Source organism: Acrocarpospora corrugata (genome assembly GCF_009687845.1).
Classification (GTDB): domain Bacteria; phylum Actinomycetota; class Actinomycetes; order Streptosporangiales; family Streptosporangiaceae; genus Acrocarpospora; species Acrocarpospora corrugata.
Genome location: NZ_BLAD01000038.1, coordinates 227704 through 252507, shown reverse-complemented (window position 1 = coordinate 252507; position 24804 = coordinate 227704). Strand labels below are relative to the sequence as shown.

Sequence of the window (24804 nt, the reverse complement as noted above, 5' to 3'; positions counted from 1 at the left end):
CCACCCACCCGTTTGTTCCACGCGGGCCTCCGCCCGCCCCCTCGCGTCGCCGCCCGACGATCTCGCCTTCGGCGGGAGACGTGGTTGTCCCACCCACCCGTTTGTTTCACGCGGGCCTCCGCCCGCCCCGGCTCTCAGCCCATGATCTCGGCTTCGCCGGAGGACGTGGTTCTCCCATCCACCCGTTGGTCTCACGCGGGCCGCCGTCCGGCGATCGCGCTTCGCGTGATGGGCCCTCAGCTCGCCGTTGGAGTGACCCCGGTGGCCGCTACGACCCGGCGGTACACGGCCTTTTCGGCCTCTCGGAGGGTGAGGCTCAGTGTGACGAAGTCGTCGGTGGGTTCGGGTTCCGCGCCGTCGGCTCGTGCCACCCAGACCAGGCCCACGTAGTGGCCCATCGCGTGGCCGCTCGCTTCGGAGTAGCCGCTGAAAGGCGCCACGTCGGGCTTCAGCGGGAGGGTCCAGCCGCCCCGGTGGAGTGCGTCCAGCGTGGTCACGAAGGTGTTCGCCGCTTCGGCGTTGGCGACGTTGAAGAGGGTGTACTGGGCGATGTAGGCGGAGTCGGCGGTGGTGAAGACGCCGCGGACCGCCTGGGTGCAGTCGGACTCGCGGGCCAGTTCGATCAGGTCTTCTCCCCAGAGCGCTTCCGCGCAGGAGCCGTCCAGCTGGCGCTGGCTCAGCCGCAGGGTCTGCTTGCCCGACTTCAGGGTTCGCGTCGCGAAGATCTCCTCAGCCGTGAGGGGCTTCTGGTCGGCTTTGCGGTCGGCGATGGGGGCGAACTGTTTGAGGGACTGCCAGGACTGGTATTCGGCGGGGCGGGCCTCGCCGATGGCTGAGCCGGCGGAGAGCGGGCTGGGGGCGGCGGCGGTGCCGTTGATGCCCTGGATGGCGAGGCTGAGCAGGAGGGCGACGACCAGGAGGGCGACTACGCCGCCGAGGCCGAGGAGGATCTTCTGCTGGATGGGGGTGAGGCCGAGTTCGGCCAGGCGGGAGTCGCTCCAGCGGTCCTCGCGGGCCGCCGGGCGTCGTTTGCGGGTGGTCATATGCCGCTGGCTCCGATGATCGAGCCGAGGCCCCAGGTGAGGGCGGCGGCGACGGCGCCGACCAGGAACTGGCGCAGGCCGCTGAACCACCAACTGCGGGCGGTCACCCGGGAGACCAGGGCGCCCGCGCCGAACAGGGCGACGGTGGCGAGCGCGGCCGAGACCCACAGGCTCCGCACACCCAGCAGGTACGGCGCCAGCGGCACCACCGCACCGGCGCTGAACGACAGGAACGAGGAGATGGCGGCGGTCGCCGGGGAGGGCAGGTCGCCGGGGGACACGCCCAGTTCGGTCTGGGTGTGCACCGCCAGCGCCTGCTCGGGATTGCGGGAGATCTGCCGGGCGACCTCGGCGGCGAGCGCCGGGTCGACGCCGCGGCTTACGTAAACCTGAGCCAATTCTTCCTGCTCGTCTTTCGGGTGACGTTCGAGCTCTCGCCGCTCGACCGCGATCTCGGCCTGGGCCAGCTCACGCTGGCTGGCCACCGACACGTACTCACCCCCGGCCATGGAGAACGCGCCGGCCGCCAGCCCGGCCACTCCCGCCAGGGAGATGACCTTCGTGTTGGCGGTCCCGCCCGCGACGCCCGCGATGAGCGCGAAGTTCGACACCAGGCCGTCCATCGCGCCGAACACGGCCGGGCGTAGCCAGCCGCCGGTGACGTCGCGGTGGGCGTGGTGCGCCTCCGCGGCCGAGCCCGTCATCGCCCGCCTGCCTCCTCCCCCGAAACTCCGGAGGTGGCCTTGTCGGCATCGACGGCGGAATCGGCGTCCGGATCGGCGTCCGGATCGGCGGCGGAGTCCTTGGAAGCGTCCGGGGAATCCTCGTCGTCAGTGGCGGAGACCTCGCTGGCCTCGGCCTGTTCTGGTCCGTGCGCGGGGTCATGCCCTTCCCCGCCCGCGCCGGGCCCGACGACGATCTCCTCGGTGGTCTTGTTCCTGGTCAGCCAGAAGTACGCGACCGCGCCGATCAGGATGACGATCGAGGTCCACTGGTTGAGCCGCAGGCCCAGCAGCTCGTGCGCCGGGTCGACCCGCAGGCCCTCGATCCAGAACCGGCCGATCGTGTAACCCGCGACGTACAGCGCGAAGAGGCGGCCGTGGCGGAGCGCGAGGCGCGAGCCGATGAGGATCAGGACGCCCGCGAGCGCGAAGTCCCAGAGCAACTCGTACAGGAAGGTCGGGTGGTAGGTGGCCACGCCGGGGACCGTGCCGGGGCGGCCCGGGTCGATCTCCAGGCACCAGGCGAAGTCGCACGGGCCGCCGAACAACTCCTGGTTGAAGTAGTTGCCCAGGCGGCCGATGCCCTGGCCGATGGCGATGCCGGGCGCGACCACGTCGGCGACCGCGGACAGCGAGATGCCGCGCCGCCGGCAGGCGATCCAGACGCCGACGGCGCCGAGGGCGACGGCACCCCAGATGCCGAGACCGCCCTTCCAGATGTAGAGCGCGTCGATGGGCCGGTTCGGGGCGTCCGCCCCGAAGTACAGCTGCCAGTCCGTGATGACGTGGTACAGCCGGCCGCCGACCAGGCCGAACGGGACGGCCCAGACGGCCAGGTCGGTGATCGTGCCGGGCAGGCCGCCGCGGGCCCGCCAGCGGCGCTCGCCGATCCAGACGGCGACGACGACGCCGAGCACGATGCACAGGGCGTAGGCCCGGATGGGGATCGGTCCGAGGTTCCAGACCCCCTGAGACGGGCTGGGGATGTAGGCGAGGAGGGGCATGTCACAGGACGCTACCGCGTCCGTGCCGCACTCGGGTACGGACGATCGTAAAGGTGCTGTCACAGCCTTCCCCGCCGGCCCCTCCCGGGAACCTCAGCGCCCCGCGGCGAGCACGGCTTCGCGCAGCTTGGCGGGCACGTACGCGGTCTGGTTGGGCAGGTCCTTGCCGTTCACCCGGATGGTCGGGGTGCCGGTGAGCTTGTCGTTCTTGAGCACCTTGGCCGACTGGTTGGCCTGCGCCTGCGCGTACTTCTGCGAGGTCACGCACTCGGGGAAGCCGGGCGCGGTGACGCCGACGTCCTCGCCCCAGGAGACCAGGTCGTTGAGGGCGAAGCCTTCGACGGTCTCGCCCGGCTGGTTCTGGAACAGTTTGTCGTGGAAGGCCAGCCACTGCCGGCCGTCGGTGATGCAGCGGGCGGCCGAGGCGGCCCGGATCGAATTGGACCTGGTCGGCTCCTGCGGGAAGATCGTGATCGGGTGGTAGATGACCTTGGCCTTGCCCTCGGCGGCCAGGTTCTTGATCGTCGAGCCGCTGCTGTCCTCCAGCGCCTTGCAGGCCGGGCACTGGAAGTCCTCGTACACCTCGACCACCGGCCCGGTGACCCCGGGCTTGCCCAGGGTGAGCGTGCCGTCCGCGTTGACGGTGGCCGGGGCCTGGGCGAGCACGGGCTTCTCCGCGGCGTTCCTGGAGGCCGCGTACCAGGAGCCGAGGCCGATGGCGGCCACCGCGACCGCCCCCACCGCGGTGATGATCATCAGCCGTCTGCGCTGGTCCTGCTTGCGGCTGGCGGCCCGCTGCGCCGCGATGCGCTCACGCGCCGACGCTTCCCGCGCACCCTTGCTCATGAATCGTTCTCCTCGTCTAGGTCGTGTTCTTCGTCATCGGGCCGGGCGCTCAGGCCCAGCAGGGAGTCCAGCGCCAGCCGGCCCGGCGGGAACCAGGCGACCCAGGCCGCGCAGAGCACCAGCCCGGCGTCGCGGAGCAGCTCGGTGAGGTAGGCGGGTTCCTGGCCGGCCGCGAGCGTGCCGTCGCCGCCGAAGCAGCCGCAGTCGATGCGCAGCCCGCGCGCCCAGGCCGAGGCGATCCCGGCCACGAAGGCGAGCATGAGCAGCCCGGCCACGACGGCCGAGAAGCGGGTGAGCAGGCCGAGGACAAGCAGCGCTCCGAAGACGATCTCCAGGATGGGCAGGCCGTAACCCACGGCCGTGGCGGCCCCGCCCGGTAGCAGCTCGTACGCCTTGACCGCCTGCACCGACAGGGCAGGCGTGCCGATCTTGAGCCAGCCCGCGGCGATGAGCACGCCGCCGAGCAGCAGCCGGGCGATGGTCGTCACCCAGGGTACCGCCCCCTGAGCGGAGAGTGACCATCTGGAGACGTGAATGTGCGCTGCCACGTGAGAACTCCTTAACTGGCGACAACTGGCGACCCGGCGGACACCGGACCCGAACCCTATGGGAGACAGCTCACCACGGACTGGATAAGTGGCCGGTAAGCCACGTGTGAAAGCCGCGTATTGCCTGCATAACGCACGAAAACGGCCGACCCTGTGGAGGACCGGCCGTACGGGAAAAGGAAGGTCAGCGGCGGCGGACTCCGGCCGCGAGTTCGGCGGTGAGTTCGCGGACCGCGAAGAGTCCGGCGGCCTCGTCCGGCGCGTCCAGGAGCCTGCGGATGAACGCGGAGCCGACGATCACGCCGTCCGCGTACGCGGCCACCTCGGCGGCCTGGTCGCCGGTGCCGACCCCGAGGCCGACGCAGACCGGCAGCGAAGTATGCGCCCGGGTCCGCTTGACCAGATCCTCGGCGGCGACGCCGACCGACGAGCGGGCGCCGGTGACGCCCATCAGCGAGGCGGCGTAGACGAAGCCGGTGCAGCAGTCGGCGACGATGCCGATGCGCTCCTCGGTGGAGCTGGGCGCGACCAGGAACACCGTCTCGATGCCGGCGCCCGCGCTGGCCTCCCGCCACGGCCCGGCCTCTTCCGGCGTCAGGTCGGGGGTGATCGTGCCGACCCCGCCCGCGCCGGCCAGATCCCGGGCGAACCGGTCCGCGCCGTACTGGTCGATGGGGTTCCAGTACGTCATGACCAGGGTCGCCGCGCCGGTCTTGGCCACGCCCTCGACGGTGCGCATCACATCGGCGATCCGGGTGCCGTTGAGCAGCGACCGGTGCACCGCGTCCTGGATCGTCGGCCCGTCCATCAGCGGATCGGAGTACGGCAGGCCGATCTCGATCACGTCACAGCCCGCGTCCACCATGGCGGAGGCGGCGGCGACGGCCCCCTCCTTGGTCGGGAACCCGGCGGGCAGGTATCCCACCAGCGCGGCGCGGTCCTCGGATCGGGCCTTCTCGAAGACCGCGGCAAGAGATGTCATGTCAGAGCCTCAGAGGTTGAAGTACGTCATCGCGGTGCCCATGTCCTTGTCCCCACGGCCGGACAGGTTGACCAGGATGGTCGCCTGGGGGCCCAGCTCGCGGCCCAGTTTGAGCGCGCCGGCCAGGGCGTGCGAGGACTCGATCGCGGGGATGATGCCCTCGGTGCGGGCCAGCAGCGCGAACGCGTCCATCGCCTCGGCGTCGGTGATCCCGTGGTAGGTGGCCCGCCCGCTGTCCTTCAGCCAGGCGTGCTCGGGCCCGACGCCCGGGTAGTCCAGTCCGGCCGAGATCGAGTGCGACTCGATCGTCTGGCCCTCCTCGTCCTGCAGCACGTAGGTCCTGGAGCCGTGCAGCACGCCGATCGTTCCTGCGGTGAGGGTGAGCGCGTGCTCGCCCGACGCCAGGCCCCGGCCGCCGGCCTCGTAGCCGTATAGGCCGACGCCCTCGTCGTCGAGGAAGGCGTGGAAGATGCCGATCGCGTTGGAGCCGCCGCCGACGGCCGCGCAGATGGCGTCGGGCAGCCGCCCGGTGAGTGCCAGGATCTGCCGGCGCGCCTCGACCCCGATGATCCGGGCGAAGTCCCGGACGATGCCGGGGAACGGGTAGGGGCCCGCGACGGTGCCGAACAGGTAGTGGGTGCTGTCCACGTTGGTGACCCAGTCGCGGAACGCCTCGTTGATGGCGTCCTTGAGGGTCTGGCTGCCGTTGGTGACCGGGACGACGGTCGCGCCGAGCAGCTTCATCCTGGCCACGTTGAGCGCCTGCCGCTCGCAGTCGACCGCGCCCATGTAGACCACGCACTCCAGGCCCATCAGCGCGGCGGCGGTGGCGGTGGCCACGCCGTGCTGGCCGGCGCCGGTCTCGGCGATGACCCGGGTCTTGCCGAGCCGCTTGGTCAGCAGCGCCTGGCCGAGCACGTTGCTGATCTTGTGCGCGCCGGTGTGGTTGAGGTCCTCGCGCTTGAGCACGATCCGGGCCCCGCCCGCCCCGGCGGCGAACTTGGGCACCTCGGTGAGGGTGGTGGGGCGGCCCGCGTACGTCCTGAGCAGGTGGTCGAACTCGCGGATGAACGCGATGTCGGTCCTGGCCTTCTCGTAGACGGCGGCCACCTCGTCCAGCGCCGGGATCAGCGCCTCCGGCACGTAACGGCCGCCGAACACGCCGAACTTGCCGCGTGTGGCCGTGTCGGCGCCGACCAGGTCGCCGGGCTGGAGGACGGGATCCTCGGAGGCTGTCATGGCTTCTCCTGCTGCCGTTCCTGTCGGGATGACGGGTGCGCGCCCGCGGTCACCAGGTCGTTGACCGCGGCCCTCGGGTCCTTGCCGGTGACCAGGCTCTCGCCCACCAGCACCGCGTCCGCGCCGGCGCGGGCGTAGGCGAGCAGGTCGTGCGGCCCGCGGACACCGGATTCGGCGATCTTGAGGATGCCGTCCGGGATCTTCGGGGCGAGCTTGGCGAAGACGTCCCGGTCCACCTGGAGCGTCCTCAGATCGCGCGCGTTCACCCCGATGATCTTAGCGCCCGCGGCCACGGCCCGGTCCAGTTCTTCCTCGGTGTGTACTTCGACCAGCGGGGTGAGCCCGATGGACTCGGCCCGCTCGATCAGCGAGACGAGCGCCTCCTGCTCCAGCGAGACGACCATCAGCAGGGCCAGATCCGCCCCGTAGGCCCGCGCCTCCCACAGCTGGTAGGCGCTGACGATGAAGTCCTTGCGCAGGATCGGCACGTCCACCACGGCCCGCACGGCGGCCAGGTCGTCCAGGCTGCCGCCGAACTTGCGCCGCTCGGTGAGCACGCTGATCACGTGCGCGCCGCCGGCCTCGTAGTCGGCGGCCAGCGCGGCCGGGTCGGCGATGGCGGCGAGCGCGCCCTTGGACGGGCTGGACCGCTTCACCTCGGCGATCACCGAGACCCGGTCTCCGCCCAGCGCCGCCCGCACGTCACGGGGGGCGGGCGCACGTCCGGCGCGCTGCTTGAGCTCGTCGATCGACACGGTCTGCCGCCGCTCGGCGAGGTCCTCAAGGACCCCTTCGATGATCTCGTCGAGAACGCTCACGAACTCCGGGTCCCTCCGATTGACTGCGCTCGCGGGGCGGCCCCTGCATCGGTATCAGCCGGTGCGCCTGCCCCGCCTTGCCCTGCCGATGGTATCGGCCCGTCCGGCCCCGCCCGGCCACCGGGTGCCGTCACGGCGCGAGAATTCGCCCGAACGGGAGATTACGGACGAGCCAGAACAGCAGGGCCACCGCGAGGAACCCCCAGACCACCACCGGACCGGCCAGCGCGGTCCGCATCGGACGGCCGGTCCAGCTCGCGCGGGCCCACCGGAACCACAGGTAGACCAGCACCGGCGCGGTCAGCGTGAACAGCGGGTTGAGGTCCAGCGCGGTGAGCGGGTCGCCGTGCGCGACGGCGTGGACCGCGCGCAGCGCGCCGCAGCCCGGGCAGTAGAAGCCGCTGACCGCCAGGAACGGGCAGGCCGGGTATTGCCCGGCCGCGTTCGGGTCGACGGCGGCGACGTATCCGGCGGCGGCGACGGTGACCGCCGCCACCCCGGCGGGCAGCAGCGAGCGCCGCGTCGCCGTCTTCATCCCGACAGCTTAACCAGGCCCGGCCCCCCGCGCGGGCCCACCGGACTTAGTAGCTGCTGCTGAAGCCCTCGGTCGTTCCCGCGATCCCGACCAGGGCCAGGATGGCGGCGCCGAACGCCAGCCACAGGATCACCCAGAGCGCGATCGTGATGTAGGAGGTGACCAGGCCGGCCACGGCCATGCCGCGCCCCTCCTCGCCGCTCTCCTTGATCCGCGCCATCGCGATGTGGCCGAAGATCGCGCCGAGGATGCTGGTGACGCCGCACAGCAGCAGGCCGACGATGCCCATCACCAGGGACGCGACGGCGAGGCCGTTGGTCGGGCGGGCGGGCGGGTAGCCGTACCCCGGCTGCTGGTAGCCCTGCTGGTAGCCGGGCTGCGGGACGGCCTGGTAGCCCTGGTCGTAGCCGCTCGGCTGGGTGTAGCCGGGCTGGCCGTAGCCGGGCTGGGGCTGGCCGTACTGGTCGTAACCGGGCTGCTGCCCGTAACCCGGTTGCTGGCCGTAGCCAGGCTGGGGGTACCCCCCGGAATCCCCGTAGCCGGGCTGAGGCTGACCGTAACCGGGTTGCTGGCCGTAGCCCGGCTGCCCCCCGTGCTCCCCGGTGTCGCCCGGCTGGTTCCCGTAACTCATGTGAATGACTCCTAGCGGTCATCGTGAGAGGTGCGGGGCGCAGCCTAGCGATTTGCCTGGGTTACTTGGTGGTTACGTTCAATTGTGTGGACAAGTTGTGACCAGGTCTCCCCGTGTGTCATCTATGGTCGTCAGATTCGGCCGTGGGGTCCAGTCCCGCGTCGAGCGCGTCCCACAACTCTCGCTCTCCGGATGCCCTCATCGGGGTACGGCTGCCGCGCGCGGGAGCGGCCCACCGGGTGGCGCGGGCGACGCCGTACAGACCGGCCAGGACGAGCAGCGCTCCCCCGGCGACGGCGACCTGCGGCCACAGGGTGAGCTCGGCCGTGGCGGCGTCGGGCGCGAGGCCCGCGCTCCAGGCGGGCAGCGAGGCCAGCACGACGGCGGCGCCGCACAGGGCGACCAGGCCGGCCAGGACGGACCGCCACACGCCGCGGGCGGCCAGCACGGCGACGGATCCGGCCAGCGCGGCGAGCGCGACCGGGGTGAGCGCGGCGGCCACCTCGCCGCCGGTGAGCGCCGCGGCGGGCAGGCCCGGCGCGGCCGCGTCGAAGGTCAGCCGCGCCCAGTCCCGGCTTCCGGCGAGCAGCGCGAGCCCGCAGCCGGCCGCGCACGCGATCAGCCAGAGCGTGACCGCCCGCCGGGCCGGGTTCACGAGACGGTCACTTCGAGGGGGTCCGCGTCGAAGCAGGTCCGGTCGCCGGTGTGGCAGGCGGCCCCGACCTGGTCCACCCGGAGCAGGATGGTGTCGCCGTCGCAGTCGAGGGCGGCGTGCTTGACCCACTGCACGTGCCCGGAGGTATCACCCTTCACCCAGTACTCGCCCCGGCTCCTGGACCAGTAGGTGGCCCTGCCGGTGCTGAGGGTGCGGTGCAGCGCCTCGTCGTCCATCCAGGCCAGCATGAGCACCTCGCCGGTGTCGTACTGCTGGACGACGGCGGGCACCAGGCCATCGCCGGTGCGCTTCAACCGGTCTGCGATCTTCTGGTCCAACGGCATGCCGTAATTCTGCCTCATGCCAGCCCCCGACCAGCGACTTCACCGCCAGGTGATCTGGACGTGGCACAGCCGCTCGATCGCCGACCGCCAGCCTTCCAGGCGGCCGAGCACGAGGTCGGGGTCGGCTTCCCCCGCCACCGATTCGAGCGTCACCTCGATCTCCTCCGGCCGGGCGGACACCAGATGAGAGGCCACTCCGGCCTGCGGCAGGATCGCGGCCAGCAGGTGCTCGGCGACCAGGAGCCGATCGTGGGAGGGCGCGACCGTGCACAGCCAGGCGTCGTCGACCGCCCAGGGTTCCGGATCGATCCGGACCGGGCCGGACGCGCCGAGGACGTCGGTGGCCGCGATCAGCAGGGTCTGCCGCCCGGCGCGCCGCACGGTCACCGAGCCGGTGGCGACCACGCCGTTGAACCGGGGCAGGGCGGGCGCGGCGATGGTCTCCTCCACGTCGGGGCCGCCCGGCAGCCAGCCCCGGCCGAAGGCGACCAGCAGCGGCGCGGCCTCGACGCCGAAGTCGGCGGCGAGCGAGGCGATCTGCGGGGCGAACTCGGCCAGCAGGGTGCCCAGTTCGGCCGCCGGGACGTCGGCGGCCTCGGCGGAGGTCCCGGTCATCCGGCCGAGCAGGCGGGCGGGATCGGCGGGGTCCGGCGCGGGCGCGCCGGGGTAGCCGCTCTCCCGCACGCGGTGCAACGTGCGGGAGAGCGTGTGCCACCAGCCCGCGCTCAGCTCGCCCCCGGGGCGGCCGGGATAGAGCGCGGACTCACTCACCCGGCGCCGCCTCCCGCCGGTAGGCGGCGAGCAGGTCCGCGCCGGGCGCCTCGGCGGTGTAGGCCGTGGGATCGGTCCGCCCCTCCTGTTCGCCGCAGACCGGGCACGCCTCGTCCCGGCTCGGCGCCAGCCAGATGCTCTGGTACGCGTACTGCCCGTAGGTGTCCGCCAGCACCGACGCGAAGATCCAGTAGTCCGGCCGGTTGGCGAACACGGCGTAGTTGGCGCCCCGTTCCCGGACGCCCGCCGCGAACCGCATGGCGGCCACGTCCTCGGAGTCCGGGTGCAGCAGCCCGAGCGCCAGTTTGCCGGCGACCGAGCTGACGTGGTGGATGTCGACCAGCAGGCCGGGTTCGGCGATCAGCCGCCCGGTGCCGTAGTCGGTCCGCCGGAGCGGCGACTCCTGCTCGGCGGTGGCCGCCCGTACGCCGCCGGTGCTGCACCCCCAGCACGGCAGCCCGGCGGCCACCATGATCACCTCGCCGCCCTCGGCGCCCCGGTAGAGGGCGGGGAACACGGCCGGCTTGCCGAACCAGTAGGCGAGATGGTCCAGCCGCCCCTGCGCCTGGTTGTCGTCGGTGGCCGCGACCACCAGGTCGCACCCCTCCACCAGCTTGGCCAGGTCCTCGATCGGCAGCCCGTCCAGGGCCGCCGCATACCCGGCCACCTCGGCGGCGGGGTTGACCGCGCGGACCAGCCGCGCCAGCGCCTCGACTTTCGGCGTGCCCACGTCATCCACCCGATACGCCGACCTGCCGAGGTTCTCCGCCGCCACCTCCTCCGGGTCCACCAGCGTGAACGCCCCCACACCCGACCGGGCCAGCACCTCCGTCAGGTAGGAGCCGACCGACCCCGCCCCCACGACCAGCACCCGCCGGTCGGCCAGCGCCGGCGACAGCAGGCCCGCGCTCCGCGCCTGCAGCGGAACCTTCGCCGGCCGGGACCGCAGCCGCCCGACCACCCGTTCGAGCCGGTCCTCGCCGGGCACGCCCAGCTCCCAGTCCAGCGGGATCGGCCCGGACTCGCCCAGGAACACCAGCGGCGCGGTGGCCGGGTAGTCGGCGCCGAACAGGATCGTGACCAGCCCGAGGCCGCCGATCTCGCCGGTCGTGCCCAGCATGGCCGAGTCGCCGACGGTGATCAGCGCGGGCTCGTCCACCGCCGTGAACCCCGCCCGGGTCAGCGCCCGGCGCACCGGCAGCACGACCGGCCGCATCGGCGTCAGCCGCAGCCCCGACTCGGACTGGCTGGCCCCGAAGAACGACATCCGGCAGCCGTCCAGCACCAGCTCGTGCCCGTCCAGCGCGGTGGTCACGTCGTGCGTGACGATCGGCGCCAGATACCGGGTCAGCGCCGTGTTCAGCTCCAGCGACCGGGCGAACTCGCTCCGGTCCTGCCCCGACGGGTACGGCATGCCGCGCGGATGCGAGTGGATGATCCCCTTGAACCGCGCGGCGGTGCGCCGCTCGACCTGGTTGATCTCCTGGATCAGCCAGTCGGTGTTGTGGTAGCGCACCGAGGTCACGTCCGCGGACCTGTCGTGCACGAACTGGGTGACCGTGTCGCTGCCGGGGATGCCGAGCAGCGCCCCGCCCTGCTCCGGCGTGACCGCGCCGAGGGTGGCGGCGATGCCGTCCAGGGCGTAGTCGGCGACCCGGACCACCGGCAGGCGGGCGCTAGTCATCGAGGTTGTTGACGGAGAAGGGGAAGGTGTATCCGGCCAGCACCACGTCCATCCCGGTGGCCCAGAGGACCGACTTGGAGTAGGCCTCCTCCAGCGAGGGCTGGCCGGAGTTGTTGTCGTCGCTGAGGCAGATCCGGCCGTCGGAGTACAGGTGGCCCTGGTGCACCCCGACGTGCCCCTGCAGCTGCGGTTCCAGCAGGTAGACCTGGTAGTTGCGGCCGTCGAACTTGGCGAACAGCGTGTAGACCCGGCCCATCTGCGACCTGATCGAGTAGCACCAGCCCCGGCTGGGCCGGTCCACGAAGACCGTGTTGCGGGGCATGTGCCCGGACGCGTACCGCTGGTCGTTGAGTTCGCGGGTGTCCAGCGCGACCGCGAAGGTGCCGAGCTGGACCTTGGAGAGCGGCTGGTCGGCGGGCGCGTTGCCGGTGTAGATCTCGCCCTCGCGGCCGACGGTGATCTCCTCGGACGGCCGCCGGGCGTGCGCGGAGCCGGTCTGCTGGGCGTCGTGGATGATCCGCCGGAGCTCGTTGAGGTCTGGTGCGTTACTCACGCTTAATCTCCTTCTAGTTGGATATAGGCATCTTGATATAGTCGGGAATAGTTAAAGAAGGGTTGCGGAGTTGACTTGACAAGAGGCAACTCCGGAAACCAGACACCGGGGGCATTAGTTGGCTATCGATCTGTTCGGGCCGGAGCTCCGGCAGCGCCGGGAGGCCGCCGGGCTCTCCCTCTCCCAGCTGGCCGCCGGAGTGCCCTGCAACAAGGGCACGCTGAGCAAGATCGAGAGCGGCAAGGCGCGGCCCGGCGAGCTGGTGGCCCGGCGCTGCGACGAGATCCTGGTCGCGGGCGGCCTGCTGGCCGAGCTGGCCCGCGCCGACCGCACCCGGGCCAAGATGGCCGCCCCCCGCGACCAGCCCACGCCGGCCGGGGGCCTGCGCCATCCCCCGGAGATGCTGCTCCCCGCTCTGGAGGAGGCCATCCGCGACCTGCGCGGCATGGGCCGCCGGCTGGCCGCCCCCGCCGTGCTCCCGATGGTGTCCGCCCAGTTCGAGCTGCTCACCGAGCTGGGCGACGTCGGCGTGCTGCCCGGCTACTACGCCGAGTACGCCAGCTGGCTGGCCCAGGAGTCCGGGCAGCCCCGCCAGGCGCTGGACTGGCTCAAGGAGACCACCAGGCTGGCCGGCCTGTTCGGCGACCGCGACCTGGGCGCCTACGCGGTCGTCCGCCGGGCCGAGCTGATGCTCCCCGGCGACCACCTCGGCGCGGCCGAACTCGCCGCCGGGGTCCGCCGCCGCCCCGGCCTGTCCTTCCGCGTCCTGGCCCTCGCCGCCCACACCGAGGCCCGGGGCCGGGCCAGGTACGGCGACGAGCGCGCCTGCCAGGCGGCCCTGGAGGAGGCGGCCGGATTCCTGACCGCGGCCCCCGAGACCGAACTGCTCGGCCCCACCTCGGTGGGCGACCTGGGCGCCGCCGTCCGCGGCTGGTGCCTGTACGACCTGGGCCGCACCGCGGAATCGGCCGGACTCCTGGAAACCGCCCTGACCACCGTCCGCCCGGACGGCCTGCGCGCCCGGGGACTCCTGACGGCCCGCCTGGCCCGCGCCCACCTGCGCGCCGACCGCCTGGAGGAGGCCAGGAGGACCGCCTCGCGGGCCCTCGGCCTGGTGGCCCGAACCCACTCGGCGAGCACCTACGACCAGCTCCGCGAACTCTCCGGCGACCTGGGCGAATGGTCACGCCACGCGCCCGCCCGCGAGCTGCGCGCCGAGATCGCGACCGCCCTGCGCGGGCTCCCGCTCACCGGCTGAGCGTCAGCGGTCGGCGGCCACCAGCGTGAAAGGCAGGTCGCCGATGGCGTGTTTGGTGAAGCCGGGCGCGCCCCGGTAGGCGGAGCCGGCGATCCAGCGGGCGGTGTTGGAGGCGACCACGCGCCCCTCCGCGTTGGTGAGCAGGGCCGGGGCCGGGATCTCGCGCAGGGCGGGATCGACGGCCGCCTCGAACCGGCGGACGAACACGTCGGCGGCGGCGACGCCGATGAACGCGCCCGCCACGGTGACCGGGGCCGAGAAGGTGAGGCTGTACTCGTCGGTGCAGAGGTAGTCCACGTAGGGGCCGCAGATGGTGTGCTCGGCACCGGCCAGCGGTCCGGCGTACCAGTCCCAGTGGGTGTAGTCGTAGAAGGCGCTGCTGGACGGGTCGAGGTCGCGGAGTAACTGGACCGGGCGGCCGGACGGGTTCTCCTGCCACCACTCCAGGTACCAGGCGGCGTCGGCGAGCAGGCCTGGGGCGGCGATGAAGCCGATGCCGGCGATGAGGGCGCTCAGGCGGGCGGAGTCCAGGCGGTTCCACAGCAGCGGGCGGAGAGTGGCCAGGTCCGCCGCGACGGGTTCTCGGCCGGCCTGCCGTACGGACAGGACGGTGGCGGCGGTGGCGGCGCGGACCTCGCGCAGGGTGGTGAAGACCTCGCCGGCGACCTGGCCGACGCGGGCGAGCGCCGCGTCCACGACGTCGGCGGGGCGACCGGCCTGAAGTTTGGTCATGTGCTACTCCTGCAGCCGCAGCCGAAGCTCGATGAGGTGGTCCACCGCGTCCAGCACGTGGCGTTCGGCGAGCTCCCTGGCCTGGTCCCCGGCTCCGGCCCGGATGGCCTCGACGATGGCCCGATGCTGGTCGAAAAGCTGTCTTTTCGTCATCTCATGGTGCTCGTCCCGGGAAAGCCACAGCAAGGGTCCGATGTCAGCCTGTAACCGGATCTCCTCCTGAGTGAGTCGCGCCGACTGGGAGGCGGCGGCGATCTCCACGTGGAACCGGCCGTCCAGGCGGCGCAGCCGGCCGTCCCAGTCGGCCTTGGCCATCTCGTCCAGCGAGCGCAGCAGCGGGGCCAGGTCGGAGGGGAGCGCGCGCTGGGCGGCCAGCCGGGCGGCGGCTCCGGCGATGGCGGCGTAGTGGTCGCCGAGGTCGCGCAGCTCCTCCACCGCGTAGCCGCGCAGCAGCAGGCCGAGGTCCAGGTCGGAGGGGAGGCGGACGAAGCTGCCGCCGCCCCGGCCCCGGCGGGTCTCCACCATGCCCTGCTGGCGCAGCGCCATCAGCGCCTCCCGCAGGGTGACCGTGGAGACGCCGAGCTGCCCGGCCAGCTCGGCCTCGCTGGGGAGCTGCTCGCCGTCGGCGAGCAGGCCGAGCGCGATCGCGTCGGCGAGGCGGCGGACCACCGCCTCGACCCTGGCCGTGCTGTCGACCGGCGCGAAGACGGCCAGCCGCGCCGTGTTCATCTGGGCCCCCTCCTCGATCGTTAACACCTGTGATACCGGATCGTGTCTTGTTGCGAAACATTTAACACCATATGTTTAAGTTCATGGCAGACCAGGCGGTGGCCCTGCGCGGGCTGCGCAAGAGCTTCGGGAGTGTCGAAGCGGTCGCGGGGGTGGACCTCGACATCGCGGACGGGGAGTTCTTCGCGATGCTCGGCCCGTCCGGCTCCGGCAAGACGACCGTGCTGCGGATGATCGCCGGATTCGAGACCCCGACCGCCGGAACCGTCGAGCTCGCCGGCCGGGACGTCACCCGGCTGGCCCCCTTCGAGCGGGACGTGAACACGGTCTTCCAGGACTACGCCCTGTTCCCGCACATGAGCGTGCTGGAGAACGTCGAGTACGGACTGCGCGTCAAGAAGGTCCCCAACCGCCGCCAGAAGGCCCTCGAAGCGCTCGCCTCGGTCCGCCTGGAAGGCTACGGGAAACGCCGCCCCGGCCAGCTCTCCGGCGGCCAGCGGCAGCGGGTCGCGCTGGCCCGCGCCCTGGTCAACCGCCCCCAGGTGCTGCTGCTGGACGAGCCGCTCGGCGCGCTCGACCTGAAGCTGCGCGAGGAGATGCAGGTCGAGCTGAAGGCGATCCAGCGCGAGGTCGGCATCACCTTCCTGTTCGTCACCCACGACCAGGAGGAGGCGCTGACCATGAGCGACCGGGTCGCGGTGTTCGACGCGGGCCGGATCGAGCAGGTCGGCACCCCCGCCGAGGTGTACGAGCGACCGGCCAGCGCGTTCGTGGCCGGCTTCGTCGGCACCTCCAACCTGATCTCCGGCCCGGCGGCCCAGGCCGTGCTGGGCAAGGACGGCACCTTCAGCGTCCGCCCCGAGAAGCTGCGCGTCGCGGCGCCCGACGAGCCCGTCGCCGACGGCGAGCACAGCGCCACCGGCCTGGTCACCGAGGTCGTCTACGCGGGGCCCGCCACCCGGTTCGTGGTGGACCTGGACGCGGGCGGGCGGCTCATCGCCCTCCAGCAGAACCTGCAGGTCTCGTCCATGGACGTGATGGGCCTGCGCGGCACCAGGGTCCGGCTCGTGTGGCACCGCCGGCACGAGTTCGCGATCGTCTAGCTATCAGGAGACTCCATGCGATCAACCCCCCGCATCGCCGCCGCCGTCGCAGCCCTGGCCCTGGCCGCCGCCTGCGGTTCCACCGAACCCGCCGGCACGGCCGCCCCCGCGCCCGGCGTGACCGGCTTCGTCCCCCCGAAGATCGACGCGCTGGCCTCCCTGGGCGCCGGTGAGGGCCAGGTCAACCTGGTGGCCTGGGCCGGCTACGTGGAGGACGGCTCCACCGACCCCAAGGTCGACTGGGTCACCGAGTTCGAGAGCTCCACCGGCTGCCAGGTCAACACCAAGACCGCCGGGACCTCCGACGAGATGGTCAACCTGATGAAGACCGGCGAGTACGACGCCGTCTCCGCCTCCGGCGACGCCTCGCTCCGCCTGATCGCCGGCGGCACGGTCGCCCCCGTCAACACCGCGCTGATCCCCAACTACGCGGACGTGTTCTCCGGGCTGAAGGACAAGCCGTGGAACTCGGTCGGCGGGGTCGCCTACGGCGCGCCGCACGGGCGTGGCGCGAACCTGCTGATGTGGCGGACCGACACGGTGAACCCGGCCCCCGACTCGTGGAGTGTGGTGTTCGACCCGGCTTCGCCGTACAAGGGCAAGGTGACCGCCTACGACTCGCCGATCTACATCGCGGACGCGGCCGTCTACCTGATGTCCACCAAGCCGGAACTGGGCATCAAGAACCCGTACGCGCTGGACGACAAGCAGTTCCAGGCCGCGGTGGACCTGCTCAAGCAGCAGCGGACGATCATCGGCGAGTACTGGTCGGACTACACCAAGGAGATCCAGTCCTTCAAGTCCGGCGACTCGGTGGTCGGCACCACCTGGCAGGTCATCGCCAACCTGGCGACCGCCGAGAAGGCCCCGGTCGAGGTCACCCTGCCCAAGGAGGGCGCGACCGGCTGGTCGGACACCTGGATGGTGGCCGCGAACGCGAAGAACCCCAACTGCGCCTACAAGTGGCTGGACTGGATCATCTCCCCGAAGGCGAACGCCCAGGTGGCCGAGTGGTTCGGGGAGGCCCCTTCGAACGCCAAGTCGTGCGCGGAGACGGCCGACCCCAAGCACTGCGACACCTTCCACGCCACCGACGAGGACTACTTCTCCAAGATCTACTACTGGACCACGCCGATCCCGCAGTGCCTGGACGGGCGCACCGACGTGACCTGCAAGGACTACTCGGAGTGGACCCGGGCCTGGACTGAGATCAAGGGCTGATGAGGCGGCGACTGGCGACCTGTCTGCACCGGCACGCCGGGGTACGGCTGTCGCTGCTGCTGTCGGCGCCGATGGCGTGGCTGGGGCTGGCCTATCTGGGCGCCCTGGCCGCGCTGCTGGTGACCGCCTTCTGGTCCACCGACACCTTCACCGGGAACCTGGTCAGGACGTTCACCTGGGTGAACTTCGAGGATCTGGTCACCGGTGAGGTGTATCGGACGATCGCGCTGCGCTCGCTCGGGGTGGCGGCGGCGGTGACGGTGATCGACCTGGTGGTCGCGTTCCCGATGGCGTTCGCGATGGCCAAACTGGCCTCGCCGCGGGCGCAGCGCTGGCTGGTGATCGCCGTGCTGACCCCGCTGTGGGCGTCGTACCTGGTCAAGGCGTACGCGTGGCGGGTGCTGCTGTCCACCGGCGGGATTCTCGGCTGGGGGTACGGGCTGGGGGCGACCGTGCTGACGCTGTCGTACCTGTGGTTGCCGTACATGATCCTGCCGATCTACGCCGGGCTGGAGCGGCTGCCCAACTCGCTGCTGGACGCGGCCGGTGACCTGGGGGCGCGCGGCTGGCGGACGTTCCGGACGGTGGTGTGGCCGCTCACCTTCCCGGCCGTCGCCGCCGGGTCGATCTTCACGTTCTCGCTGTCGCTGGGCGACTACATCACCGTGAAGATCGTCGGCGGCCGGTCGCAGCTGATCGGCAACGTGGTCTACGACAACATCGGCGCGGCCAACAACCTGCCGTTCGCGGCGGCGGTGGCCACCGTGCCGGTCCTCATCATGCTCGTCTACCTGGCGGCGGTGCGCCGGACCGGAGCGCTGGAGAACCTGTGAACCTGTCCCGTACGGCCCGCGCCGGGCTCTGGACGGCGCTCGCGGCCGGGCTGGCCGTGATCTACGTGCCGCTGGCCGTGGTGGTGCTCAACTCCTTCAACGCCGACCGCACCTTCGGCTGGCCGCCGCCGGGCTTCACCCTGGACTGGTGGGCGGCGGCCTGGCGCTCCACCGGCATGCGCGAGGCGCTGTGGACCTCCGTGCAGGCGGCGTCGGGGGCGACGCTGATCGCGCTGGTGCTGGGCACGATGGCGGCGTTCGCCGTGCAGCGCTACACCTTCTTCGGCCGGAACACGGTGTCCCTGCTGATCGTGCTGCCGATCGCGCTGCCCGGCATCGTGACCGGCATCGCCCTGAGCAACACCTTCCACTCGGTGCTGGGCGTGCCGCTCGGGCTGTTCACGGTGATCGTCGGGCATGCCACCTTCTGCGTGGTGACGGTCTACAACAACGTGCTGGCCCGGCTGCGGCGGCTCGGCCTCTCCATCGAGGAGGCCTCGGCCGACCTGGGCGCGGACACCTTCACCACGTTCCGGCTGGTGACCTTCCCGATGCTGCGCTCGGCGCTGCTGGCGGGCGGGCTGCTGGCGTTCGCGCTGTCCTTCGACGAGATCATCGTGACCACGTTCACGGCCGGGGCGGGCGTGCGCACGCTACCCGTCTGGATCTTCGAGAACCTGTTCCGGCCCAACCAGGCGCCGGTGGTGAACGTGGTCGCGGCGGCGCTGATCCTGCTGTCGGTGCTGCCGATCTGGCTGGCCCAGCGGATCACGGGTGAGGCCACCCGCTGATCACTCGTCAGGAGCGGGTGGCGGTGGCCCAGGAGGCGTACAGGTCGGCGTAGACGCCGGGTTCGCGGACGAGGTCGGCGTGCGGGCCGCGCTGCACGATCCGGCCGTGGTCGAAGACGATGATCTCGTCGGCGGCCTCGGCGGTGGACAGGCGGTGCGCGATCGAGATGGCGGTGCGGCCCCTGGTGACGCCGTCCAGCGCCCTGGCCAGGCGGACCTCGGTGGCCGGGTCGACCGCGGAGGTGGCCTCGTCCAGCAGCAGCAGGTCCGGGTCGGCCAGGTAGGCGCGGGCCAGCGCGACCAGCTGCCGCTCCCCCGCCGACATGGACTCGCCGCGCTGCCCGACAGGGGTCCGCAGGCCGTTCGGGAGGCCGTCCAGCCATTCGGTCAGGCCGAGTTCGTCCAGGGCGGCGGCGAGTTCCTCGTCGGTGGCGGCGGGACGGCCGTACCGGATGTTCTCGGCCAGGGTGGAGTCGAACAGGAAGCCGTCCTGCGGGACCATCACCACGCGCTCGCGCAGCGAGGAGAACTTGATCTCGCGCAGGTCCACGCCGTCGATCAGGACCCGGCCGGAGGCGGGGTCCATCAGGCGGGTGAGCAGCTTGGCGAAGGTGGTCTTGCCCGACCCGGTCTCGCCGACGACGGCGACCCTGCTGCGGGGCGGGATGGCGGCCGAGACCTCGCGCAGCACCGGCGGCCCGTCGGGGTAGGCGAAGCCGACGTTCTCGAAGGCGACAGAGATGGGGCCGCGGGGCAGCACCGCGCCGTCCTGCGGGTCGGCCACGTCGGCGGGGGTGTCCAGCACGCCGAGGATGCGCCGCCAGCCGGCGATCGCGTTCTGTGCGTCGTTCAGGACCTCGGTGCCCATCTGCAGCGGCATGATGAACAGGGTGATCAGGAACAGGAAGGCGATCAGCTCGCCGGCCGTGATGGTCTTGTCGGCGCCCAGCGCGACGCCGAGCACCAGAACCCCGGTCAGCGCGATCGAGGCGACCAGCTCGGTGATCGGGAAGGTCAGGCCGATCACCCGCTGGGCCCGGATCTGCGCCTTGCGCTGCGCGTTGATGGCGGCGTCGATCCGGTCCGAGGTGCGGTCCTCCGAGCCGTACGCGCGAATGACGGCGCTGCCCACCACCGACTCGCTGACCCCGGCCAGCACGTCGCCGGTGCGCTCGCGGACCACCGTGTAGTTGCGCGCCACCAGCCGCTGGAAACGCGGCAGGGCCAGCACCACGGGCAGGAAGCAGCCCCAGACCACCAGGGTGAGCTGCCAGGAGTAGATCGCCATCAGCACGGTGGCGATGCCCAGCTGGCCCAGCGCCACGATGATCATCAGGCCGCCCCACTGCATGAACGTGCTGATCTGGTCCACGTCACCGGTCACCCGGGAGACCAGCGCGCCGCGCCGCTCGGTGTTCTGGGTGAGCACCGACAGGTCGTGCACGTGCCGGAAGCCCTTGCCGCGCAGGGTGGCCAGCCCGGACTCGGTGGCCCGGTAGAGGCGCACGTTCATCAGGTAGCTGGCCAGGGCGGTGAGCAGCACGGCGGCGGCGCAGGCCAGCAGCGCGTTCCGGATGAACGCCAGGTCGGGGGTGGCCTTGGTGAGGCCCTCGTCGATCACCTGCTGCACCGCGATCGGAACGATGATCTTCCCGGCGGTGGCCAGCACCGCCAGCAGGAGGGTGCCGGCCAGGCCGCGGCGGAACTCCGGCGAGAGCCGGAACCCCTGCCGGACCGTCTCGACCGCGGATCGCTCCAGCGCCTGCATGGTCACGCGACCACTTCCCCTTCGAGCTCACCGTTCAGTTCGTCGTCCAGCTCGGCCGCGGCGGCCCGCTCGGCCTCTTCCCGCTCGTACGCGGTGACCAGGTTGCGGTAGCCGTCGCACCGGTCCAGCAGCTGCTCGTGCGCGCCGTGGTCGGCCACCACGCCCTGCTCCAGGTAGATCACTTCGTCGGCCAGCGCGATGGTGGCCATCCGGTAGGCGACCACGATCACGGTGGACGCCTGCTCCCGCAGGCCGACCAGGATGCGCTTCTCCACCTGCGGGTCCACGCTGGAGGTGGCGTCGTCCAGGATCAGCAGCCGGGGCTCCCTGGCCAGCGCGCGGGCCAGCGCGAGCCGCTGCCGCTGCCCGCCGGAGAGGGTGGCGCCGCGCTCGCCGACGCGGGTGTCCAGGTTGTCGGGGAGCGCGCTGACGAAGCCGTCGGCCTGGGCCAGCCGGAGCGCCGCCCAGACCCGCTCGTCCGGCAGGTCCGCGCCGAGGGTGACGTTGCCGCGCACGGTGTCGTCGAACAGGAACGTCTGCTGCGGCACCAGCGAGACGCTGGCGGCGACCCCGCCGCGCGTCACCTCCCGCAGGTCGGTGCCGTCGACGGTGACCGCGCCCTCGTCGGGGTCGATCAGCCGGGCCAGCAGCTGGATGAGGGTGGACTTGCCGGCCCCGGTCGGGCCGACCAGGGCGATCGTGCGGCCGGGGGCGGCCTCGAAGGCGACGCCGCGCAGCACGGGGGCGTCGGGGTCGTAGCCGTAGGTGACGGCGTCGGCCCGGATCCTGGCGGGGGTGTCGGCGGTGAGGCCGGCGGTGCCGTACTCCATCGAGCCGGTCGCGTCCAGGACCTCCTGGACGCGGGTCCAGCCGACGACGCTGCGCGGGAGCTCGGCCAGCACCCAGCCGAGCGCCCGGATCGGGAAGGCCAGCAGGGTGAACAGGTAGGCGACCTGGATCAGCTCGCCCGACGTGACGTCCTGGGATCCCAGCCGGTACGCCCCGGCCAGCAGCACCGCCAGCACGCCCAGCGTGGGCAGCGCCTCCAGCAGCGGGTCGAACAGGCCGCGGATCCGGCCGACCGCGATGTTGGCGTCCCGCAGGTCGTCGGCCCTGGCCTGGAAGCGGGCCGCCTCAGCGTCCTCGCGGCCGAGGGTCTTGACCACCAGCGCGCCGTCGAAGCTCTCGTGGGCGACCTCGCTGACCGAGGCGCGGAGCTCCTGGGCGCGGGTGGCGAGCGGGGAGAGCTGCCGCTGGTAGACCAGGTTCAGCAAGGCGATGGCAGGAAATATCAGGAATCCGACGATGGCCAGCACCGGGTCGGTGATCACGATCGCGACGGCGGCGGCGACCAGCATGACGATCACGCCGACGGCCATCGGCAGCGGCGCGAGCGGGCCCCAGGCCGCCTCGGCGTCCGAGCTGGCGATGGAGAGTAACTGGCCGGTCGGGTGGCGGTGGTGCCAGGCGAGCGGGAGGCGCAGGTACTGCCGGGTGGCCGCGCGGCGGGACCTGGCCTGCATCCGGAACTGCATGATGCCGGCCAGGATGCGGCGGCCCATCACGCCGAGCGCCTTGAACAGCGCGGTGCCGATGATGAGCAGGGCGGCGGTGGCCATCGCGCCGCTCGGCGCGCCGCCGCCGAAGGCGGGGAGCACCGCGTGCTCGGTGGCCCAGCCGAGAGCCCAGGCGGCCAGGACCGTCATCACGCCGTAGACGGCGCTGGCGAACACGGCCCCGGCGAAGATGCCGGGCTCGGCCCGGATGGCATGGCCGATGACCTTGAACCCCTGGCGCATGACTGCGGATGAGACCTTTGTCGGCACGCGGGGTCCTCTCGTCGGGGCTGGGCAGGCTGCCAAGGACTGACAGTACATAAGGGGACAGACATCCTGGATCAGCCCATTGGCTGACACCGAGGCAGGTCGTTGGTCCTAAGCATTGGAAATTGTCGAGATCCGTCGGAATATTCCCCGGCGCTCCCGGTCTCTTGTTCGAACTCAGCCAGAACGTCACTCGGTCTAGGCTGGGGCGCGTGACCCAGGCGAACCAGGAATCCCACGCGCGCGCCGAACGCGCCGCCCTCAGCGACCTGTTCGATCAGCTCGGTCCGGACGCGCCGACCCTGTGCGCGGGCTGGACCACCGCCGATCTGGCCGCCCACCTGGTCGTCCGGGAGCGGCGCATCGACGCGGCGGCCGGCATCTCGGTGAAGTTCCTCGCGCCGTACACCCGGTCGGTGCAGGACGGCCTGACCGCCAGGCCCTACCCCGAGGTCGTCGGCAAGTTCCGGGAGGGGCCGCCGCGGTGGACTCCCTACGGGCTGATCCCGGGCCTGGACGCGCTGGTCAACACGGTCGAGTTCCTGATCCACCACGAGGACGTGCGCCGGGCGCAGCCCGAGTGGGAGCCGCGCGCGCTGCCCCGGGACCTGGACGACATGCTGTGGCGGCGGCTGAAGGCCGGTGGCCGGCTGTTCTTCCGCAGGTCGCCGGTGGGCGTGGTGCTGCGCCGCGCCGGAACCGGCGAGAAGGCGGCGGCGAAGATGGCGGAACCGGCGGTCGTGGTGACCGGCGAGGCCCAGGAGCTGATGCTGTTCGGGTTCGGCCGTCAGGACCACGCCCGGGTGAGCCTGGACGGCGACCCGGACGCGGTGGCCCTGCTCATGAAGGCCCGGCTGGGGATGTAGTCCCGGCAGGGGTTGTCAGCGGGCGAGTGTGATCTGGTGGACGCTCATCCGGCCCTGCTCGAAGGCGAGGGCTCCGCCGACCAGGTAGAGCCGCCACACCCGGGCCACCTCCGGGCCGACCAGCGCGACCGCCCGGTCGTAGTTGTGCGCGAAGGTCTCGTACCAGGCCCGCACGGTCCTGGCGTAGTCCTCGCGCATGCTCTCCACGTGCACGGCCTCGAATCCGGCCTCCTCGAACATGGCGACGGTCCGGCCGACCGGGCGCATGTGCATGCCGGGCGCGATGTACCGCTCGATGAAAGGGCCGCCGCCGGGGGCGTTCGCGCCGCGGGCCATCTGCTGGACGACCACCCGGCCGCCGGGCCTGACCATGCGGAACAGCGTGGCCGCGTACGCCGGGTAGTTCTCCTCGCCGACGTGTTCGCCCATCTCGATGGAGGAGATCGCGTCGTAGGGCTCGCCGGCGATGTCCCGGTAGTCCTGGAGCCGGACTTCGACGCCGGCGCTCTTGGTGCGGATGAAGGCGCGCTGTTCCCGGGAGACGGTGACCCCGGTGGCGCGCGCGCCGTACTCGCGGGCCGCGTACAGGATCATGGAGCCCCAGCCGCAGCCCACGTCGAGCAGGCGGTCGCCGCGCTGCAGGTCCAGCTTCCTGCAGACCAGGTCGAGCTTGCGCCGCTGGGCGTCGGCCAGGGTGTCGCCGGGGCCCCAGCGGGCGCACGAGTACGCCATCGACGGGTCCAGGATCAGCTCGTAGAACTCGTTGGACAGGTCGTAGTGGTGCGCGATGGCGTCCGAGTCACGCCCCCGGGTGTGCCGCCGCCCGCGCAGCTTCGCCTCGCTGGCGGGCACCGGCGGACGCGGGCCCAGCACCTCCGGCATCGCCCGCAGCGCCCGCACCAGCGCGGCCGGACCGGGCTTGGCGCCGCGGTTCGCCCACACCCGCCGGAAACCGTCCGCCAGATCCCCCTCCACGTCGAGATCGCCGGTGACGTACGCGCGAGCCAGGCCGAGCTCTCCGGGACTCCAGAGCAGCTGCCGGAGCGCCTGCGGCGACCTCAGGACCACGACGGGGGCCCCGGCGGGCCCGGCGGAGCCGCCGTCCCAGGTGCGCAGCGCCACCGGCGAGTAGCCCCCGAACAGCTCCTCGATCAGGGGCATCAGGCGCCCGGCGACTCCTGAGGCGACCGCGATCTCCGTCATGTCTCTGCCCTCTCCAGGTCGAAGCCAAGCAGGGTAACCTCCGCGCGCCGCTGGATCCATGTGTACGTGGTGCGCGAGGCCAGCATACGATCATGCGGCACG

Annotated in this window: 26 protein-coding genes; 6 read left to right on the top strand and 20 right to left on the bottom strand. The window is 72.0% G+C overall.

Annotated elements, in window-relative coordinates:
* Positions 1-236: 236 nt before the first annotated feature.
* The 15 genes from Acor_RS05845 to Acor_RS05775 form a co-directional block, all read right to left on the bottom strand.
* Positions 237-1043: a hypothetical protein gene (locus Acor_RS05845; RefSeq protein ID WP_155335494.1), complete on the bottom strand. Its 807-nt coding sequence runs from the start codon at positions 1041-1043 to the stop codon at positions 237-239.
* Positions 1040-1747, bottom strand: coding sequence for a VIT1/CCC1 transporter family protein (locus Acor_RS05840; protein WP_155335493.1), 708 nt, complete (start codon positions 1745-1747; stop codon positions 1040-1042). Before Acor_RS05840 ends, Acor_RS05845 begins: the two co-directional genes overlap by 4 nt.
* The gene (gene lgt / locus Acor_RS05835) at positions 1744-2769 is read right to left on the bottom strand and encodes a prolipoprotein diacylglyceryl transferase (RefSeq protein WP_155335492.1); all 1026 of its coding nucleotides are present in this window, start codon (positions 2767-2769) and stop codon (positions 1744-1746) included. The genes Acor_RS05840 and lgt overlap by 4 nt, the downstream gene beginning before the upstream one ends.
* 93 nt (positions 2770-2862) lie before the next feature.
* Complete coding sequence (locus Acor_RS05830) at positions 2863-3615, bottom strand: DsbA family protein (RefSeq protein ID WP_155335491.1); 753 nt, start codon at positions 3613-3615, stop codon at positions 2863-2865.
* A complete protein-coding gene (locus tag Acor_RS05825) occupies positions 3612-4163 on the bottom strand; it encodes a DoxX family protein (protein ID WP_246238446.1) in 552 nt (183 codons plus the stop codon). The genes Acor_RS05830 and Acor_RS05825 overlap by 4 nt, the downstream gene beginning before the upstream one ends.
* Before the next feature lie 184 nt (positions 4164-4347).
* Positions 4348-5145, bottom strand: a complete 798-nt coding sequence (gene trpA / locus Acor_RS05820; RefSeq protein WP_155335490.1) for a tryptophan synthase subunit alpha — start codon at positions 5143-5145, stop codon at positions 4348-4350.
* Between the two features lie 9 nt (positions 5146-5154).
* Positions 5155-6384 carry a tryptophan synthase subunit beta gene (trpB, locus tag Acor_RS05815; RefSeq protein ID WP_155335489.1) on the bottom strand — a complete coding sequence of 410 codons (1230 nt, stop codon included), beginning with the start codon at positions 6382-6384 and terminating at the stop codon, positions 5155-5157.
* Positions 6381-7202, bottom strand: a complete 822-nt coding sequence (trpC, locus tag Acor_RS05810) for an indole-3-glycerol phosphate synthase TrpC (RefSeq protein ID WP_155335488.1) — start codon at positions 7200-7202, stop codon at positions 6381-6383. The genes trpB and trpC overlap by 4 nt, the downstream gene beginning before the upstream one ends.
* A 130-nt stretch (positions 7203-7332) precedes the next feature.
* Positions 7333-7737, bottom strand: coding sequence for a DUF2752 domain-containing protein (locus Acor_RS05805; protein ID WP_155335487.1), 405 nt, complete (start codon positions 7735-7737; stop codon positions 7333-7335).
* 46 nt (positions 7738-7783) lie between these two features.
* Complete coding sequence (locus Acor_RS05800; RefSeq protein ID WP_155335486.1) at positions 7784-8368, bottom strand: DUF4190 domain-containing protein; 585 nt, start codon at positions 8366-8368, stop codon at positions 7784-7786.
* Between the two features lie 118 nt (positions 8369-8486).
* Entirely contained in the window at positions 8487-9023 is a 537-nt protein-coding gene (locus Acor_RS05795; protein WP_170316802.1) for a Trp biosynthesis-associated membrane protein, read from the bottom strand.
* Positions 9020-9367: a phosphoribosyl-AMP cyclohydrolase gene (gene hisI / locus Acor_RS05790; RefSeq protein WP_155335484.1), complete on the bottom strand. Its 348-nt coding sequence runs from the start codon at positions 9365-9367 to the stop codon at positions 9020-9022. Before hisI ends, Acor_RS05795 begins: the two co-directional genes overlap by 4 nt.
* A 39-nt stretch (positions 9368-9406) precedes the next feature.
* Positions 9407-10138, bottom strand: a complete 732-nt coding sequence (locus Acor_RS05785; protein WP_155335483.1) for a hypothetical protein — start codon at positions 10136-10138, stop codon at positions 9407-9409.
* On the bottom strand, positions 10131-11822 hold the full coding sequence (locus Acor_RS05780) for a ThiF family adenylyltransferase (RefSeq protein WP_155335482.1): 1692 nt from the start codon (positions 11820-11822) through the stop codon (positions 10131-10133). The genes Acor_RS05785 and Acor_RS05780 overlap by 8 nt, the downstream gene beginning before the upstream one ends.
* On the bottom strand, positions 11815-12375 hold the full coding sequence (locus tag Acor_RS05775) for a hypothetical protein (protein WP_155335481.1): 561 nt from the start codon (positions 12373-12375) through the stop codon (positions 11815-11817). The genes Acor_RS05780 and Acor_RS05775 overlap by 8 nt, the downstream gene beginning before the upstream one ends.
* Before the next feature lie 118 nt (positions 12376-12493).
* Here Acor_RS05775 and Acor_RS05770 point away from each other — a divergent pair, with 118 nt between their 5' ends.
* Positions 12494-13633 carry a helix-turn-helix domain-containing protein gene (locus tag Acor_RS05770; RefSeq protein WP_155335480.1) on the top strand — a complete coding sequence of 380 codons (1140 nt, stop codon included), beginning with the start codon at positions 12494-12496 and terminating at the stop codon, positions 13631-13633.
* Positions 13634-13636: 3 nt separating this feature from the next.
* Here Acor_RS05770 and Acor_RS05765 read toward each other — a convergent pair whose 3' ends face one another.
* Complete coding sequence (locus Acor_RS05765; protein WP_155335479.1) at positions 13637-14365, bottom strand: cache domain-containing protein; 729 nt, start codon at positions 14363-14365, stop codon at positions 13637-13639.
* Between the two features lie 3 nt (positions 14366-14368).
* Positions 14369-15094, bottom strand: coding sequence for a FadR/GntR family transcriptional regulator (locus Acor_RS05760; RefSeq protein ID WP_155335478.1), 726 nt, complete (start codon positions 15092-15094; stop codon positions 14369-14371).
* Positions 15095-15177: 83 nt separating this feature from the next.
* Here Acor_RS05760 and Acor_RS05755 point away from each other — a divergent pair, with 83 nt between their 5' ends.
* The 4 genes from Acor_RS05755 to Acor_RS05740 are packed head-to-tail and all read left to right on the top strand — an operon-like array spanning position 15178 to position 19042.
* Positions 15178-16197 (top strand): ABC transporter ATP-binding protein, encoded by a 1020-nt coding sequence (locus tag Acor_RS05755; RefSeq protein ID WP_155335477.1) that lies wholly within the window; start codon positions 15178-15180, stop codon positions 16195-16197.
* A gap of 15 nt (positions 16198-16212) precedes the next feature.
* Positions 16213-17418, top strand: coding sequence for an ABC transporter substrate-binding protein (locus Acor_RS05750; protein ID WP_155335476.1), 1206 nt, complete (start codon positions 16213-16215; stop codon positions 17416-17418).
* Positions 17418-18251: an ABC transporter permease gene (locus tag Acor_RS05745; protein ID WP_155335475.1), complete on the top strand. Its 834-nt coding sequence runs from the start codon at positions 17418-17420 to the stop codon at positions 18249-18251. The genes Acor_RS05750 and Acor_RS05745 overlap by 1 nt, the downstream gene beginning before the upstream one ends.
* Positions 18248-19042 carry an ABC transporter permease gene (locus tag Acor_RS05740; RefSeq protein ID WP_155335474.1) on the top strand — a complete coding sequence of 265 codons (795 nt, stop codon included), beginning with the start codon at positions 18248-18250 and terminating at the stop codon, positions 19040-19042. The genes Acor_RS05745 and Acor_RS05740 overlap by 4 nt, the downstream gene beginning before the upstream one ends.
* A 7-nt stretch (positions 19043-19049) precedes the next feature.
* Here Acor_RS05740 and Acor_RS05735 read toward each other — a convergent pair whose 3' ends face one another.
* On the bottom strand, positions 19050-20810 hold the full coding sequence (locus Acor_RS05735; protein WP_155335541.1) for an ABC transporter ATP-binding protein: 1761 nt from the start codon (positions 20808-20810) through the stop codon (positions 19050-19052).
* 2 nt (positions 20811-20812) lie between these two features.
* The gene (locus Acor_RS05730) at positions 20813-22609 is read right to left on the bottom strand and encodes an ABC transporter ATP-binding protein (protein WP_170316801.1); all 1797 of its coding nucleotides are present in this window, start codon (positions 22607-22609) and stop codon (positions 20813-20815) included.
* A gap of 236 nt (positions 22610-22845) precedes the next feature.
* On the opposite strand from Acor_RS05730, the gene Acor_RS05725 reads away from it, so the two are divergent.
* Complete coding sequence (locus Acor_RS05725; RefSeq protein ID WP_155335472.1) at positions 22846-23499, top strand: TIGR03085 family metal-binding protein; 654 nt, start codon at positions 22846-22848, stop codon at positions 23497-23499.
* A 15-nt stretch (positions 23500-23514) separates the two neighbouring features.
* Here the strand turns inward: Acor_RS05725 and Acor_RS05720 are convergent, their stop codons facing one another.
* The gene (locus tag Acor_RS05720; protein ID WP_218034142.1) at positions 23515-24702 is read right to left on the bottom strand and encodes an SAM-dependent methyltransferase; all 1188 of its coding nucleotides are present in this window, start codon (positions 24700-24702) and stop codon (positions 23515-23517) included.
* Positions 24703-24804: the final 102 nt, after the last annotated feature.

Coding starts and splice junctions, on each gene's coding strand:
- Acor_RS05765 (WP_155335479.1), bottom strand. CDS start 14,365: ATGACCAAACTTCAGGCCGGTCGCCCCGCCGACGTCGTGGACGCGGCG.
- Acor_RS05780 (WP_155335482.1), bottom strand. CDS start 11,822: ATGACTAGCGCCCGCCTGCCGGTGGTCCGGGTCGCCGACTACGCCCTG.
- Acor_RS05760 (WP_155335478.1), bottom strand. CDS start 15,094: ATGAACACGGCGCGGCTGGCCGTCTTCGCGCCGGTCGACAGCACGGCC.
- Acor_RS05720 (WP_218034142.1), bottom strand. CDS start 24,702: ATGACGGAGATCGCGGTCGCCTCAGGAGTCGCCGGGCGCCTGATGCCC.
- Acor_RS05735 (WP_155335541.1), bottom strand. CDS start 20,810: ATGCAGGCGCTGGAGCGATCCGCGGTCGAGACGGTCCGGCAGGGGTTC.
- hisI (WP_155335484.1), bottom strand. CDS start 9,367: ATGCCGTTGGACCAGAAGATCGCAGACCGGTTGAAGCGCACCGGCGAT.
- lgt (WP_155335492.1), bottom strand. CDS start 2,769: ATGCCCCTCCTCGCCTACATCCCCAGCCCGTCTCAGGGGGTCTGGAAC.
- Acor_RS05800 (WP_155335486.1), bottom strand. CDS start 8,368: ATGAGTTACGGGAACCAGCCGGGCGACACCGGGGAGCACGGGGGGCAG.
- trpA (WP_155335490.1), bottom strand. CDS start 5,145: ATGACATCTCTTGCCGCGGTCTTCGAGAAGGCCCGATCCGAGGACCGC.
- Acor_RS05830 (WP_155335491.1), bottom strand. CDS start 3,615: ATGAGCAAGGGTGCGCGGGAAGCGTCGGCGCGTGAGCGCATCGCGGCG.
- trpB (WP_155335489.1), bottom strand. CDS start 6,384: ATGACAGCCTCCGAGGATCCCGTCCTCCAGCCCGGCGACCTGGTCGGC.
- Acor_RS05845 (WP_155335494.1), bottom strand. CDS start 1,043: ATGACCACCCGCAAACGACGCCCGGCGGCCCGCGAGGACCGCTGGAGC.
- Acor_RS05745 (WP_155335475.1), top strand. CDS start 17,418: ATGAGGCGGCGACTGGCGACCTGTCTGCACCGGCACGCCGGGGTACGG.
- Acor_RS05840 (WP_155335493.1), bottom strand. CDS start 1,747: ATGACGGGCTCGGCCGCGGAGGCGCACCACGCCCACCGCGACGTCACC.
- Acor_RS05755 (WP_155335477.1), top strand. CDS start 15,178: ATGGCAGACCAGGCGGTGGCCCTGCGCGGGCTGCGCAAGAGCTTCGGG.
- Acor_RS05730 (WP_170316801.1), bottom strand. CDS start 22,609: ATGCGCCAGGGGTTCAAGGTCATCGGCCATGCCATCCGGGCCGAGCCC.
- Acor_RS05805 (WP_155335487.1), bottom strand. CDS start 7,737: ATGAAGACGGCGACGCGGCGCTCGCTGCTGCCCGCCGGGGTGGCGGCG.
- Acor_RS05750 (WP_155335476.1), top strand. CDS start 16,213: ATGCGATCAACCCCCCGCATCGCCGCCGCCGTCGCAGCCCTGGCCCTG.